General features: G+C 57.1%; 12 protein-coding genes and 4 pseudogenes. 9 read left to right on the forward strand and 7 right to left on the reverse strand.

Going from position 1 to position 15,107, the window contains the following annotated elements; translation table 11 throughout:
- From AB5Y90_RS04355 to AB5Y90_RS04365, 3 genes and pseudogenes are all read right to left on the reverse strand, one after another.
- A pseudogene (locus AB5Y90_RS04355) lies at positions 1–302 on the reverse strand (IS1595 family transposase); the annotation flags it as partial.
- A 90-nt stretch (positions 303–392) separates the two neighbouring features.
- Positions 393–734: an RT0821/Lpp0805 family surface protein gene (locus tag AB5Y90_RS04360; RefSeq protein ID WP_257124560.1), complete on the reverse strand. Its 342-nt coding sequence runs from the start codon at positions 732–734 to the stop codon at positions 393–395.
- Positions 731–2,137 carry a Hint domain-containing protein gene (locus AB5Y90_RS04365; protein WP_257124561.1) on the reverse strand — a complete coding sequence of 469 codons (1,407 nt, stop codon included), beginning with the start codon at positions 2,135–2,137 and terminating at the stop codon, positions 731–733. The genes AB5Y90_RS04360 and AB5Y90_RS04365 overlap by 4 nt, the downstream gene beginning before the upstream one ends.
- 305 nt (positions 2,138–2,442) lie before the next feature.
- Between AB5Y90_RS04365 and AB5Y90_RS04370 the strand changes: the two genes are divergently transcribed.
- The 5 genes from AB5Y90_RS04370 (at position 2,443) to AB5Y90_RS04390 (ending at position 8,253) form a co-directional block, all read left to right on the forward strand.
- A complete protein-coding gene (locus AB5Y90_RS04370; protein WP_005334784.1) occupies positions 2,443–3,681 on the forward strand; it encodes a uracil-xanthine permease family protein in 1,239 nt (412 codons plus the stop codon).
- A 551-nt stretch (positions 3,682–4,232) separates the two neighbouring features.
- Positions 4,233–4,964: an ABC transporter substrate-binding protein gene (locus AB5Y90_RS04375; RefSeq protein WP_201981361.1), complete on the forward strand. Its 732-nt coding sequence runs from the start codon at positions 4,233–4,235 to the stop codon at positions 4,962–4,964.
- A gap of 64 nt (positions 4,965–5,028) precedes the next feature.
- Entirely contained in the window at positions 5,029–6,555 is a 1,527-nt protein-coding gene (locus AB5Y90_RS04380; protein WP_307896369.1) for a methyl-accepting chemotaxis protein, read from the forward strand.
- A 377-nt stretch (positions 6,556–6,932) separates the two neighbouring features.
- Entirely contained in the window at positions 6,933–7,724 is a 792-nt protein-coding gene (locus tag AB5Y90_RS04385) for a winged helix-turn-helix domain-containing protein (protein ID WP_257124563.1), read from the forward strand.
- Positions 7,725–7,734: 10 nt separating this feature from the next.
- Complete coding sequence (locus AB5Y90_RS04390; protein WP_257124564.1) at positions 7,735–8,253, forward strand: hypothetical protein; 519 nt, start codon at positions 7,735–7,737, stop codon at positions 8,251–8,253.
- On the opposite strand, the gene AB5Y90_RS04395 is transcribed toward AB5Y90_RS04390, so the two are convergent.
- Positions 8,243–8,662, reverse strand: a complete 420-nt coding sequence (locus AB5Y90_RS04395) for a GNAT family N-acetyltransferase (RefSeq protein WP_257124565.1) — start codon at positions 8,660–8,662, stop codon at positions 8,243–8,245. The genes AB5Y90_RS04390 and AB5Y90_RS04395 overlap by 11 nt on opposite strands.
- Before the next feature lie 160 nt (positions 8,663–8,822).
- Between AB5Y90_RS04395 and AB5Y90_RS04400 the strand changes: the two genes are divergently transcribed.
- The gene (locus AB5Y90_RS04400) at positions 8,823–9,323 is read left to right on the forward strand and encodes an SRPBCC domain-containing protein (protein ID WP_005334766.1); all 501 of its coding nucleotides are present in this window, start codon (positions 8,823–8,825) and stop codon (positions 9,321–9,323) included.
- 205 nt (positions 9,324–9,528) lie between these two features.
- Here the strand turns inward: AB5Y90_RS04400 and glk are convergent.
- Positions 9,529–10,500, reverse strand: a pseudogene (glk, locus tag AB5Y90_RS04405) (glucokinase); the annotation flags it as partial.
- Between the two features lie 347 nt (positions 10,501–10,847).
- Between glk and AB5Y90_RS04410 the strand changes: the two are divergent.
- The 3 genes from AB5Y90_RS04410 (at position 10,848) to AB5Y90_RS04420 (ending at position 14,304) form a co-directional block, all read left to right on the forward strand.
- A complete protein-coding gene (locus AB5Y90_RS04410) occupies positions 10,848–11,702 on the forward strand; it encodes a MurR/RpiR family transcriptional regulator (RefSeq protein WP_005334759.1) in 855 nt (284 codons plus the stop codon).
- A 163-nt stretch (positions 11,703–11,865) separates the two neighbouring features.
- Entirely contained in the window at positions 11,866–13,305 is a 1,440-nt protein-coding gene (gene pyk, locus AB5Y90_RS04415) for a pyruvate kinase (protein ID WP_005353698.1), read from the forward strand.
- Between the two features lie 213 nt (positions 13,306–13,518).
- The gene (locus AB5Y90_RS04420) at positions 13,519–14,304 is read left to right on the forward strand and encodes a hypothetical protein (protein ID WP_064340915.1); all 786 of its coding nucleotides are present in this window, start codon (positions 13,519–13,521) and stop codon (positions 14,302–14,304) included.
- 91 nt (positions 14,305–14,395) lie between these two features.
- Here the strand turns inward: AB5Y90_RS04420 and AB5Y90_RS04425 are convergent.
- Together AB5Y90_RS04425 and AB5Y90_RS04430 are read right to left on the reverse strand one after the other, a co-directional pair.
- Positions 14,396–14,896: pseudogene (locus tag AB5Y90_RS04425) on the reverse strand (amidohydrolase family protein); the annotation flags it as partial.
- A gap of 29 nt (positions 14,897–14,925) precedes the next feature.
- Positions 14,926–15,107: pseudogene (locus AB5Y90_RS04430) on the reverse strand (IS4 family transposase); the annotation flags it as partial.

Below are 15,107 nucleotides of genomic sequence, written 5' to 3' on the forward strand. Positions count from 1 at the left end.
GCTTGCGCGTAGTCTTCCCAGCACTGTGCTTTACGCAATCTGGCCAAGGGCGTCTTGGTCAGAACGGTGCTGGTGCGCAGACACAGTTTGCAACGGTAGCGGCGCAGCCCCCGACTCCATCCCCAAGGCGCCAGCTGGGTAACATCGGCCTGACAATGGGGGCAGCCACTGCATGCCGGTAACTGAGTATTGAGCGAGGTAATCGTGTGGGGTGCAGTGAGCTCCTGCTGAGCAACACGGCGCTGGCGCAGGGTTAACTGGGGAAAGAGAGACAGCAGGTGTTGAAAGGCTGGGGTATCCATGATGGTAGACCTCAAGGTGATGGCCTACTTCAAGATTAGCCTTTCAACACGTAATTGGGACAGAGCCTTTCGTTTACCCCGTGGCATGCACTAAGTTCGCAATGGCCGCCAGCGCCCTTGCTGATTGCGACAGGCGGTATCCTGCCACTGCTGGCTGGCCTTGCCGATATAGAGTTGCTCGCGATAGTCGCGACACCACTCCCCACTGGGATGGCGGAAGGTGCGTAGCGGGGTGACGCTACCCGAGTGACGATTAGCCGGATTGAACCAGGTGAGGCTCTGCCCTTTGGTGCGGGTTTCCAGTGCCTTGGCAAGGGCCTGATTGGCCAGTTGAACATCTGCCTTATCCATTTGATGGTAAAGCGGCGGAGTGTCGACCGTGGCGCAGCCAGAGAGGCCGAGCAGGAGGAGTGGTAACAGATTACGCATCATGGTTGCCCCTGTTGGCGAAAACCGTTGTTAAGCAGCGCCCGCTCCTGCTCATCGGTAAGCACTTGCTGGCGATCATCGACCGTGCCGTCACCTCTTAGTTTGTTGCCATTGGCATCGACAGCATCCACACCGTTGTCATCGACCGTGCCATCGCCCCTGAGCTTGTTGCCATTGGCATCGACGGCATCTACGCCGTTGTCATCGATGGTTCCATCACCCCTGAGCTTGTTGCCGTTGGCATCGACGGCATCCACGCCGTTGTCATCGACTGTGCCGTCACCTCTGAGCTTGTTGCCGTTGGCATCGACGGCATCCACACCGTTGTCATCGACTGTGCCGTCACCTCTGAGCTTATTGCCGTTGGCATCGACGGCATCCACACCGTTGTCATCGATGGTGCCGTCACCTCTGAGCTTGTTGCCGTTGGCATCGACGGTATCCACGCCGTTGTCATCAACGCCATTGCCAAACCCGCGGCCACCCCCATGGCGTTCTCCCCCTGCATGTTTTTCTCCACCAGCATGCCGTTCACCTCCACCATGCTGCTCTCCGCCGGCATGCTCTCCCTGACCCTGATTGTCGTGGCTGCTGCTCTCGTTATCACTGCCGCTGTCGCTGCCACCGCCGCTGTCGCTGCCTCCGCCGTTGTCGCTGCCACCGCCGCTGTTGCTGCCCCCATCGCTGTCGCTGCCACCGCTGCTGTTGCTGCCACCGTCGTTGTCGCTGCCGCCGCTGTTGCTGCCTCCACCGCTGTCGCCACCACCACTGCTGCCCCCACTGCCACCATCGCCATCTTTGTTGTGAACGATCAGCTCATTGGCGATGTAGCTGTGGCTGCCATCGAGCAGCAGATTGAAGAGCGCGGTAGTGGGAGATGCCTCGATCCAGCAGAGTGACTGAACCAGCAGTAATTCCAGCTGGGGTTGCAGGGCCAGATTGCCCGTCACCATGGCAGGTGCCGGGCGACACATTATCTGCATGCCGGTAAATAGCGGCAGCACCGCCAGTTGCGGGTTTTCGGTTCGGGTCATGGCCGGTGAGATGGCCGCCCAGCCCCGCGTGGTCAGCAGAGGGTGTTCTGCGGTAAAGAACGGGGGCAGATCATTGATCCCGTAGAGTCTGCGCTTGCCCAGTATGACCCGTTCGACCGCCAGGATCCGGTTACTGCCGCCGTGTTGATCCAGCACTCGTTCACCGACCCGGAGCGTCTCTATGGGGCGGGTGGAGCCATCGGCCATCGTGATGCGAGTGCCGGCGATAAAGCAGGACTTGGCATAGGCCTGATTCATTTGCCACTCATTTTGGGCGAAATCATAACTGAACGGGTTCGCAAACAGGGCGAGAGCGATGGCCGAGCCGATCAGCAATCTGCGCTGGCTGGCCTTGAATGGGGGCTGTGACATGGGGACTCCTTGTCCATCTTGATTCACAGGATCCATTATAGAGCGCCCCCTGGCGGCGGCATTTTTGACCATGAACACAATAAACATGATGGAAAAACGATTGGCGTTCGTCACAATAATGCGTAAAATCGCATACTCGATGCTTGTAGCAACGAATCCCGCCTAAAAAGCCAGTTTCATGCCCTTCCCAAGCAGTAAAAGGTAACAAGTGACGAATTTGTGTTCATTTTGTGCCTTGAAAAAGTCTTGTGATAACTGAAAAGTGATAAATATCCCCATCAGTTATCAAAAAATTAAGGACATCCATGTTTTCCTTAGTCAAGCAAAGTGTCGCCGGGCTGCAAATCCTGTTTGTCGCCTTCGGCGCCATGGTTCTGGTGCCCCTGCTCACCGGATTGAACCCCTCCATGGCCCTGCTTGGCGCCGGTGTGGGCACCCTGTTGTTCCAGCTCTGCACCCGCCGCCAGGTCCCGATTTTCCTCGGTTCCAGCTTTGCCTTCATCGCCCCCATCATCTACGCCACCCAGACCTGGGGATTGCCATCCACCATGTTTGGCCTGTTTGCCGCCGGTTTCATGTATTTCATTCTGGCTGCGCTGATCCGGGCAAAAGGGATGGGTTTTGTGCACAAATTGCTGCCCCCGGTGGTGATTGGCCCGGTGATCATGGTCATCGGTCTTTCTGTGGCGCAGGTTGCCTGCAACATGGCGATGGGCCGTGCCGGTAGTGAGCAGGTAGTACCTGCGGGGACTGCGTTGACGCTGGCCGGTATCTCGCTGGCGGTCACCCTGATTGCAGCTGTGTTCTGCAAGGGGTGGATCAAGCTGATCCCCATCCTGTGCGGCGTGATTGCCGGTTATGTCTCGGCGGTGTTCATGGGCCAGGTGAGTTTCGATGGCATGGTGAACGCCCCTTGGCTGGCGCTGCCCCACTTCGAAACCCCGGAGATCAACTGGGCTGCTGCGTTGTTCATGTTGCCGGTAGCCATCGCCCCCTGTATCGAGCATATCGGTGGCGTGTTGGCGATCGGTGGCGTGACTGGCAAGGATTACACCAAGGATCCGGGTTTGCACCGTACGCTGGCCGGTGACGGTATCGGCGTCTGCTTTGCCGGTTTCATCGGTGGCCCACCCGTGACCACCTACGCCGAAGTGACCGGTGCCGTGATGATCACTCGCAACTTCAATCCGGTCACCATGACCTGGGCTGCGGTGTTTGCCATTATTCTGGCCTTCTTCGGCAAGTTCAATGCGCTGCTTACCTCCATCCCGATGCCGGTGATGGGCGGTATCATGCTGCTGCTGTTCGGATCCATCGCTGCCATCGGTCTCAAGACGCTGGTGGAATCCAAGGTGGATCTGGGGCTGTCACGCAATATCGCCATCGTCGCCGTGACTCTGACCGTCGGTGTCGGTGCGCTGGAGATGAAGATTGGCGACTTCGCGCTGGCAGGCGTTGGCCTGGCCTCTGTTGCCGCCATCCTGCTCAACCTGATCCTGCCTGCGCACTCCGAAGAAGGTGTGATGGACGCGGCCAAGGACTGAGTTTCACCAGACGTTCATTGTTGATTTGGAGAAGGCCACCTCGCGGTGGCCTTCTGTTTTTCGGGTATCTCGCGCCACTTTGTGGCTCGGCGGAGCTCATCTGGAATCTAATTTGGAAGCAGATGAGGGGGTTAGCATTCTCATTTGACGTATCTCTTTTCGTGACCTTAGCTAAAGGACAGGTTTGGCTCTGAGGTCTCCTCGAGCAGTATGGGAAAATGGATGTTGGCGTTTTCTATCATTTCTCTCCCAGACCCCTGTCATAAAACGATGCGCTTTTTCTTTGCCACGGCGCTGTTGTATGGCAGAGGCTTATCCGCCCCACTCCGCACTCCCCTTATGCTGCCCTGGCATGTTTCCACCTCGATTTGTTGTGAGCCTCCCTCGCCGGTTGCGTTTCGTTGCGCACAGGCAAAATCCGGATCTGTTTGCTGCTGCACATGGGTGGGCGGCGAGCCGTGAAAGCCGGCATGACCCCAGCGGGTCAGACGTGCACCGCCATCGGTAACGGCGGATGTTCAGGGATGAATGGCAAGCAAAGCGAGGTTGCAATGAACTATCAACTGCTGTGGAAAAGTGCAATTTTTTCAGTCTCTTCCATGATGGCGATAAGCGCTGTTCAGGCTGCGCCACTGAACGTGATGACCGAGGATTACCCGCCATTCAACATGCAGGGGGAGGGGGGCAAGATTGTCGGGCTGTCGACCGAGGTGGTCGAAGAGCTGTTCAAGCGTGCCGGGGTCGAATACAAGCTGACCCTGATGCCCTGGAAACGGGCGTATGAAGATACCCTCGGTACTCCCAATACCGCCCTCTACTCCACGACCCGCACTCCGGAGCGGGAAGCACTGTTCAAGTGGGTAGGGCCGCTGGTCAATAACAACTGGGTGTTTTTCTCCAGCTCGACCGCCAATATCACGGTCAAGTCACTGGAAGATGCCAAGCAGTATTCGGTGGGTGGCTATAACGGCGATGCGGCCGCCGAATATCTCAAAGCCCAGGGATTTGCCAAGTTGCAGCTGGCGGCCAACGACACCGCCAACGTGAAGAAACTGGAGGCGGGCCGCATCGATCTTTGGGCAACCGGCCAGTATCTGGCGCCTTATCTGGCCAGCAAGGAGAAGGTGACCTCACCCAAGCCGGTCTTCGTGTTCAAGGAAACCCAGATGAGCTTGGCGTTTAACAAGGACACACCCGATGAGCTCATCACCAAGCTCAATGAGATCCTCGCTGCCATGAAGGCGGATGGCACCATCGACAAGATCAATGCCAAGTACCAGTAACAGTACCAATAGCAAGTGCCGCTCAATGGTACTGCGCCGGCTGCCGTAAAACCGGGAGGAAACCATGGATTGGAAAAGTCTGACGTTCAGGATTGCCGTGTTGACCTCCCTGTCGGTGAGTCTGCTACTGGTGTTGTTTGGCGGTTACAACTACCACGCCGTCAAGGCGGAGAGCTACAGCAAACAGAGTGCGCTGGTCGAGCAGGCCATCGGCCGGCTGCAGCTCTCCCTGCCTGGCCCGCTGTGGAATTATGAATCGGCCTTTATCGAGGCATCGCTAAAGTCCGAGCTGGCGGCCGATATACTCAGTGCGTTGCTGGTGGTCAACAAGGACAAGCTGGTAGCCGGGTTTGCCCGTGACACGGCGGGGAGCATTGCCCCCGTGACAGCCATGCCTGCCGATACCGCTGCCTATGGGGGATATGATCTGGTCTATGACGACAGCGGCCAGAAAAACACCGTGGCCCGATTGCTGGTGCAAACCAGTGATGCCGCCATTCAGGCCCAACTGCGCCAGCAGTTGATCACCACCGTCTGGCAGATCCTGGTGCTCGATCTCTGCATCATCGCCCTGTTGATGGTGCTGATTCATCGCAATGTGCTCAGGCCGCTTCACCAGATGAATCAGGCGGTGTTCGATCTGGCCAAAGGAGAGGGGGATCTGACCCGGCGTCTGAAGATCGGCCGTCAGGATGAGATGGGCGCGTTGGCCACCAACATCAACCACTTTATTGCCAAGTTGCAGGAGATGGTGGCGGAGATCAACGAGCTCTCTGCCGGTGTGTTGCAAACCGCCGAACTCTGTGACTCCCTCTCGGCAGATACCCGGGTAGGCAGTGACGCCCAGCAATCCGAGCTGGATCAGGTCGCTACCGCCATTACCGAAATGAGTCAGGCAGTGCAGGAAGTTGCTGGTAACGCGGTGAAAACCTCTGGCGCTACCGATGAGGCCAACCTCTATGTGGAGCAGGGTTACAATCTGGCGGGCCATGCCAATGAGGCCATCCATCAACTGGTGGGGGAGGTGGAGCGAGTCGCCACCCTGATGCGCACCCTTTCGACCGAAAGCAGCAGCATTGGCACCATCATCGAAGTGATCAACGGCATTGCCGAGCAGACCAATTTGCTTGCCCTCAACGCGGCCATCGAGGCGGCGCGGGCGGGTGATCAGGGGCGCGGTTTTGCGGTGGTGGCGGATGAGGTGCGCACCTTGTCGGGCCGTACTCGCCAGTCGACGGAGGAGATCAGCGCCAGTATCAAGCGGTTGCAGCAAGCGACCCAGAATGTCGGGGCCGGAATGCAACAGAGTCAGGAGAAGGCATCCCGCGCCGGCATCGAGGCGGCAGATGTGCAGACATCGGTGGAGAAGATTAAAAATCAGGTCAGCCTGATCCGCGAGATGAACATGTATATCGCCCAGGCATCGGAAGAACAGCACTCGGTGGCAGAGGCGGTCAGCCACAGTGTCAACCGGATTGCGACGCTCAACAGCGAGAGTGCGGCCAGAGTGGCACAGGTTGCCGAAGCCAGCAGTGATCTGCGGCAGCTGTCGGCCCAGCTCGACACCCTGCTCAAGCAGTTTCGGGTCTAGTCAGTTCACTTCGCCCCGTTGGATCATCCTGCGGGGCATGCAAGGTTCCCTTTATTGTGAAGTGCGGCGAGATGTTGTGAGGGGCAAGGGGCCTTGTCCAGCAGAGCTTTTCGTCATGCCAATGTCACTGTTCAGCTGAGATTGGCGTGGCCGCGATAGGCGATACTCGCAGCATCATGCTCTGCCCGATACGCAGTCCGACAGCGCTGGACGCATATTTTCATTTTCCCCGCTCGTGCCTGCCTGCATCTATTGTGCCGCTGATCTCGACCCTTTAGAATTTCGTTTAATTACAGCGAGTCCTGAGCCGCCATCTGGCTTTATCAGGTGTGGAATCCCATCTTCTTCATGATGAATGCAAATAACAGGTGGTTGGTATGACGGGGGTTGCGCCAGGCAATAACATATCAGCCTATCACTTCGGTGATTATGTCTTTGATGTCAAAAGGCGAGAGCTGATCTTCTGTGCCGACAAGGACAACTTGCAAAGCGCCCGGGTGGTGCGCTTGTCATCGGCAGAGAGCCTCATTTTCAGCTATCTGCTCGATCAACATGACGAGGTGTGCGACAAGGATCTGTTGCTTGATATCGGCTGGTTGGGTCGCCCCATCAGCCCCAACTCCCTGAACGTGGCTATCGCCAATATTCGCCGCCACTTCGCTTCATCCCCCCAGACGCTGGATATCAGAAGTACCCCGAAAAAAGGGTACTCCCTGCATCTGAACTGCAAGATGAAGATCTATTACGGCAAGGCACTGCCAACAGAGAGTGAGCCCTTGCCCGAGCCGATGAGCGAGCCCACGCCTGCAGCGGCTGCGCAGCCACCGTCGACATCACCAAGCTCCGACCACGAGGTCATCAAAGAGCCTGCTGCTCCCCGTTCTTTTGGTGAGCGCGCCAAACTTGCCTTTCTCAGCGGTATCGGGCGGCCAATGCTGGCAAGGGGCCTGATATACGTCAATCTGCTACTGGCTGTGCTGGTGGCGTTTGTCGCCAGCTATCTCCATTTCGAGTGGCTCCATGTGCACTGTACCGACTCGCCGACCGGCGTTGTTTGCCAGATGGAGGCTCGGAGCGACGTGCCTCCCGTCAAACCGGCATCGCTGGTGCTGGTCTCCGGTCACCAGGTTCGCGTGCTTTCCTATAAAGAGCTCGAAAAAACGCTGTAAGGGATCTCTGATGAAACGAACGCTGAAAAATACCTTGCTGCTGTTGCCACTGCTTGTCGTGCTGCTGTTTGTGGTCGGGATGTTTATCAACAGTCTGGGCTGCCATTACGACCTGAAAATGTCGGCCAATGGAGTCAACTATCACGGGGTGTGCCGCTGGGGCAAAATCACCGTGATTGAAGAGGAGGAGGCGACCAGGGAGAAGTGGCGAGTGACCGGTTTTCAACTGACCTTCTTCAACCAGCTTGTTTACCTCATCGACAGTCGTACCCAACTGCACGAATCGGGTAACGATGACTCCTATCTCAATGAGTACAACCTGATCCAGTCGCAATATGCGCTGGTCAACTATGCCTGGGTGCCGCTGACCGAAAACAAGGTGGCAATTTTCCAGCGCGATCCGGTGCACGAGGTCGTGATTGCCCAGCGAGATGGCTGGTTCGATCTCTACCGCTGGTTCTTCCCCCCGGCACCGCTGGTGCCTGCTCAGCCGCAAAACGCAGGTGCCGGGCGTCCCGCTAGCTTCTAAGCAACTTGCACCAGGGGCCGGTGACCTCGCAGTGGCCTGTCTCATCACTGTTTTGCCAGCCCAGCCGATGGTAGAAGGCTACCGCCGCCGTGTTGCGGGTCGCAACCTTGAGCGAGCCGTGCGGCGAATCAGCGAGGCCCCGCTCCAGCAGGGCGCGTCCTATCCCCTGACCGTGCCAGTCGCTTGACACATAGAGGTGATGGACGAAGTGATCGGGCTGCCAGATGGCGATAAAGCCGCAGATATTGCCCCCCTGTTCGGCTATCCACACCTGTTCACCTTTGGTCTGTTCCTCGAAATCCTCGAGTTGGAAACGGGCGGGATCGACCCAGTGAAAGGTGTGGCGGCGGCTCTTTAAAAACAGCCGGGCCAGTTGGGGAATGTCGTGTTCTTCCATGAGCCGGATCATGATGCCCTCCCGGATCAAGCTAATGTTCATTGAGGCAGTTGCACAGAGGCAGGTTAATTGATGCAAATGACAAGGGTGTGATTAAGCACTGTCCATTGTATTTGCCATGGGGCTATACTGCCGGAGTCCCTTGTATGGATGGCTTGAGGATCGCTGATTTATGGACAATAAACTGATTGAAGGCAACATTTTTGTTCCGGCGCACATAGACGATGTCTGGCACGCCTGGACTACCGAAAGCGGTCTGCGCAGTTTTCTGGCTCCCGAATGTTTGATGGTGGCCGAACCGAATGGTCCTTTCGAGATCTACTTCAGGCCTGATGCCCCTCTGGGTGAACGTGGCAGCGAAGGGTGCCGGGTCATGGCCGTCATGCCCTATGACCTGCTCAGTTTCAGCTGGAATTTCCCGCCCAGCCTACCCCATATCCGCCAGCAAAAGACCCAGGTTTGCCTGCGATTTGTGCCGGAAGGGCAGGGCACTCGCCTCTACTTCCTCCAGAGCGGTTGGGCCAATGATCCGGATTGGGATCAGGGTTATGCCTATTTTCGGGAAGAGTGGCTGGAGACCAGCCTGCCACGGTTGCAGTACCGTTTTACCCACGGTCCCATCGACTGGAACAATCCGCCAGACAAGGCGCAGTTGAAGGCGCTGGCCCAGTAATCCCGGATATCAGACATAAAAAAAACCGGCCAAAAGGCCGGTTGAAACAGTTCAGGCTTGTCAGGTGACAAACGTATCCAGCGGATGAGAGTCGCTTTCCACTCCTTGTGAAGCACAACCCTCTTGGTTACGTGCGGCTACTATATGCCATTCACACTGAATCGAGGCTGAACCATGGATGATCCCGCTTCGTTCCCCTCTTCAATCAGATAGTGATCCCCATCGACTGACGCAAGTAAGCGCCCGCACCGAGCAGCCCCGGCCCTTCATGGGTGATCAGAAACACCGGGATCTCCTTGAGGTAGGACTTGAAGCGCCCCTTGTCTTCAAAGGCGACCCGGAAACCGGAACCGGTAAAGAACTCCTGGAAGCGCGGCACTATGCCACCTGCGATATAGACGCCGCCAAAGGTACCCATATTGAGGGCCAGATTGCCGGCAAAGCGGCCCATCAGCACGCAGAACAGGCTCAAGGTGCGACGGCAATCGAGGCACTCACCCGCCAGTGCGCGCTCGGTAATGTCTTTGGGGGCGAACGGCTCTGGCTCACGACCATCGGATTTCACCAGCCCGCGATAGAGATTGACCAGACCCGGGCCGGAGAGGAAACGCTCTGCCGAGACATGGCCCAATTCGCCACGCATCACCTGCAGCACCGCATCTTCCTCTTCGGTGTTGGCTGCAAAATCCACATGACCACCTTCACCCGGCAGGCTCAGCCACTGCTCACCCGCCTTGACCAGATGGGCGACCCCAAGGCCGGTGCCTGCACCATAGATGGCGATGGGCTTGCCCGCTACCGGCGCGGCGCCGCCAAGCTGGATGCGATCCGATTCAGTCAATACCGGCACTGCCATCGAGACGGCGGTAAAGTCGTTGATCACTTGCAGGCGTGCCAGCCCGAGATTGCCCTGCATCTCGCTGATGGAGAACTCCCAGCTGTGGTTGGTCATGGCAACCCAGTCACCGTTGATGGGGCAGGCGATGGCGATGCAGGCTTCAGCCACCTGTACCTTGTGTTCCTCCAGATAGAGGCGTACCACGGCTTCAAGGCTGGGATGGGCCAGACCTGAGTAGGTCTTTGCCTGAGAGATAGTACCGGTGGCCAGCTCACACAGGGCCAGACGCGCATTGGTGCCGCCGACATCGCCGACCAGCGCATGGGTATGCTGCATAACAACTCCTTCGTTACAGGATGGGGACGACTCTGGTGTCCCGAGATTATTGTTGGATTATGACGGTCCATTCTATCCGAGCTCAGGCTTGCTCACCTGCCGGATCGATACAAACGTGCGCCTGCTCACAGTGTTGTTGCTTTGCAACATTTGTAAGCGCTTTCATGGCAAGGTGACGTTTTGTAACGAAAAGTACGAAATAATTAGAGATGAGTCATACTTTGTATGGCAGGCGTTAGTTGCCATAACCGCTTGTCTTGTATAGTCCTTAGCTTGAATGGAAACTTGCTTAGCCGTAGATTGAGTGCAAAGACACTGAAGCTAAATTACAAAAACACCTGGTGGTGATGATGAATACCCTTGATAAAATTACGAACAACTTGGAAAGTTTCAGTAAATCAGAACGCAAGGTTGCCGAGGTGATCCTGGCGTCTCCCCAGACCGCCATCCACTCCAGCATCGCCGCTCTGGCCAAGATGGCCGACGTCAGTGAACCGACCGTCAACCGCTTTTGCCGCCGTCTCGATACCAAGGGCTTTCCTGATTTCAAACTCCATCTGGCCCAGAGCCTGGCCAATGGCACCCCTTACGTAAATCGTCATGTGGAAGCGGAAGATGGGCCTGATACCTACACCGCCAAGATCTTCGAATCCACCATGGCCTGTCTGGATGCCGCCAAAAACAGCCTGGATATCTCTGCCATCAACCGCTGCGTCGATATCCTGACCCAGTCCAAGAAGATCAGCTTCTTCGGCCTTGGCGCCTCCTCCGCCGTTGCCCGCGATGCCCAGAACAAATTCTTTCGCTTCAACATTCCGGTAGTGAGCTTTGACGATATCGTCATGATGCGCATGAGCTGCATCAACAGCAGCGAAGGGGATGTGGTGGTGCTCATCTCCCACACCGGCCGCACCAAGGCACTGGTCGAGATCGCCGCGCTGGCCCGCGAGAACGACGCCACCGTGATCGGCATGACCGCCAAGGACTCCCCGCTGGCCCGCGAGTGCAATCTGGTGCTCTCCATGGATGTGCCGGAAGATACCGATGTCTATATGCCGATGGCATCCCGCATCGCCCAGCTGGCGCTGGTGGATGTGCTGGCGACCGGTTTTACCCTGCGCCGGGGGATGAAATTTCGCGAAAATCTGAAGAAAGTAAAAGAGGGATTGCGCGAATCCCGCTTCGAAACCCCGCACTCTTCCTGAACCGTCGGGGGCTCAGGCCCCCGACTGTCTATGCCACCCGCCTTGGTGTAGTATTGTAATTTAATAACAAAAACCACCCAGATGGTTTGTAAACGGGTGCATCGAGCCATGGGCTTGATGGGGCAGAATCTCAAGTCATATCAACTTCATATTGGAGTCTTTCATGCCTAGACGTACAAAGATTGTAACCACACTCGGTCCGGCTACCGACCGCGAAGGGATCCTCGAAGGGATCATCCGCGCCGGGGCCGACATGGTGCGGATGAACTTCTCTCACGGCACTGCTGAAGACCATATCCTGCGCGCCAATCAGGTGCGTGACATTGCTGCCAAGCTCGGTCGTCACGTCGCCATCATGGGTGATCTGCAAGGCCCGAAAATCCGTGTTTCCACTTTCAAGGATGGCAAAATCTATCTGGCCATCGGTGACAAGTTCATTCTCGACGCGGCACTCGGCAAGGGGGAAGGGTGCCAGGAGCAGGTCGGTATCGACTACAAGAGCCTGCCAGACGATGTGGTGCAGGGCGACATCCTGCTGCTGGACGATGGCCGTGTGCAGTTGAAGGTCGAGCAGGTTGAAGGCACCCGCATTCACACCACGGTGACCGTGGCCGGGCCGCTCTCCAACAACAAGGGCATCAACAAGAAAGGGGGCGGTCTCTCCGCTCCGGCCCTGACCGAGAAAGACAAGGAAGACATCAAGACCGCTGCCCGTATGAACGTGGACTATCTGGCTGTCTCCTTCCCGCGCTGTGGCGATGATCTGCGCTACGCCCGCGAGCTGGCCCGCGAAGCCGGTTCCAATGCCAAGATCGTGGCCAAGGTTGAGCGCGCCGAAACCGTCGCCACCGATGAGGCGATGGAAGACATCATCCTCGGTTCCGATGCTGTGATGGTCGCCCGTGGCGATCTGGGTGTCGAGATCGGTGACCCCGAGCTGGTTGGCGTACAGAAGAAGCTGATCCGCCACTCCCGTCGTCTGAACCGTGTGGTGATCACCGCGACCCAGATGATGGAGTCGATGATCAATGCGCCGCTGCCGACTCGTGCAGAGGTCATGGACGTGGCCAACGCCGTGCTGGATGGTACCGATGCGGTGATGCTCTCTGCCGAGACTGCTGCCGGTCAGTTCCCCATCGAGACCGTTACCTCCATGGCGAGCGTCTGTGTCGGTGCCGAGAAGCATCCGAGCCTGAACGTCTCCAACCACCGCATGAGCTACACCTTCACTTCCGTTGAAGAAGCTGTAGCCATGTCCACCATGTATGCAGCCAACCACCTGGAAGGGGTGAAGGCGATCGTGGCACTGACCGAGTCCGGCACCACGCCGCTGCTGATGTCCCGTATCAGCTCCGGTCTGCCGATCTTCGCCATGTCTCCCCACAACAAGACCCTGGCCTGGACCAATCTCTACCGTGGCGTCACTCCGGTGATGTTTGACGGTGACGAGACCAAACCGGTCTACGAAGTGTGCCGCGACGCGCTGGCCGTGCTCAAGGATAAGGGGCTGTTGCAGAGCGGTGACATGGTGCTGCTGACTCACGGTGACAAGATGGAAACCGTGGGTAGTACCAACACCTGCAAGGTGATGATGGTCGAATAAGCCCGTCCGGTTTTACTGTGCTTAAAAAGGCTGCTCCTCTTTGATGAGCAGCCTTTTTGTTAACCGCTGTCGGGCTGTGGCGGTATAAACAGGACTCAATGATTGCTTAACCGGATTCCCCTTCCGATAATGCGGGGGTGATTTTCAGCGGGTAGCCTGTTGTAGGTGATCGCCCCAGGTAACCCAGACACTCGACAATACGGGAGTGAAAAAATGAACAAGCGTAACTGGTTGCTGGCCCTGTCACTGAGTCTGGCCTTCTCACCCTGTTATGCCGACTGGGCCAAGCTCAAGGCCGCAGCGTCCGATCTGGGAGCGGCAGTGAGCGAGACCAGCAAGGAGGTGTGGCAGGATGTCAGCGATTTTTCCAAAAAGAGCTGGGCTTCCATCTCTGCATGGGGTGAAGAGGCGTTCAATACCGCCGGGGTCTGGACCGACAAGAGCATCGCGACCGGCAAGGAGTGGCTGAAGGCAGCCGACAAGGAGCTCAACGAGATGCTCAACCCCAAGACGGCGAAAGAGGCGAGGATCGCGCTCAATACCATGGCCGACACTGCGCTGATCCGGTTGTTCAACGAGCAGCCATCAGCCAAGTTGTTGTTTGACAAGGCTTATGGCTATGCAGTGTTCGATTCGCGCAAGTTCTCCCTGATGTTGCATACCAATCAGGGGGCCGGGGTGGCAGTCAATCGCAAAACCGGCAAGCACACCTATATGAAGATGTTTGGTGCGGGTCTGGCGGCCGGGATTGGCGGCAAGTTCTATCAGCAGGTGATCCTGTTTGAAGACAAGGCCAGATTCGATGCCTTCGTGACCCAGGGGTGGGAGGCCACTTCCGAAGTGGGCGTGGTGGCCGGCAAGGAGAGCGCCGAGCTTACCGCCAAATACAATGGCGGCATGGCCATCTACCAGATTGGTGAGAAGGGGTTGCTGCTCGATGCCAATATCTCCGGTTCCAAATACTGGATTGACAAGGACTTGACTGAAACGAGCCGCTAATCCCGCCGTTATCGGTTGCTCACTGCACGCCATGCGCTTGTCGTGATCTTGCCAACAGGCCCGCAGTGCGGGCCTGTTTGTTCTCTCGGTGTCAGTGGGCCGAATAGACCTGCTTGCCCTTGAACATGGTCCAGAGCACCTTGGTCTCCTTGAGCTCTTCGCTTGCTACTTGCTCCAGATTGCGATCCAGCAAGATCAGGTCAGCACTCTTGCCCGCGCTGATGGAGCCAATCTCTTTCTCCCGCCCAATTACCTTGGCGGCGTTGAGGGTATAGGCCTGCAAGATGGCCTGACGGCTGATCTGCTCGCTGGCGGGGGGCAGCAAGCCAAGCTCACCTTGGCGGGTGATCGCGGTATACATGGCGAGGAAAGGGTTGGGGCTGGAGACCGGCCAGTCACAGGCACCGGCGATAATGGCGCCGCTTTGCAGCAAGCTGCCTGCCGGATAGAGGCGGGCTAGCAGTGCCGGGGGCACTTTTCCTTCAAGCAGCAGGGTGGTCGCCACGTTTTTACCGGCCCACAAGAGTTGCATCGATGCAGCCACATTGAGCGGTTTGAAACGGGCAATGCTGGCCGGGCTCACCACCTCCAGATCTCAGAGATCCCCTCATTTTTAGAGACTCAAATAATTCCAAGTGTGCGGGAATATAAGCGGTGTTGCTTCAGGTAGTAGATAAATTTATCCATCAACAAGACCGCATTGGCTTCTTTCATTTTAGGTAGCAACTGGTAATAGATGACCCCTTGCCGAAAGAACGAATAGGTTCGGCTCTTGCTGGTATTGACCTTGATCGTTCTCTCTA

The organism is Aeromonas sp. R4-1 (genome assembly GCF_040908325.1).
GTDB lineage: Bacteria > Pseudomonadota > Gammaproteobacteria > Enterobacterales > Aeromonadaceae > Aeromonas > Aeromonas veronii.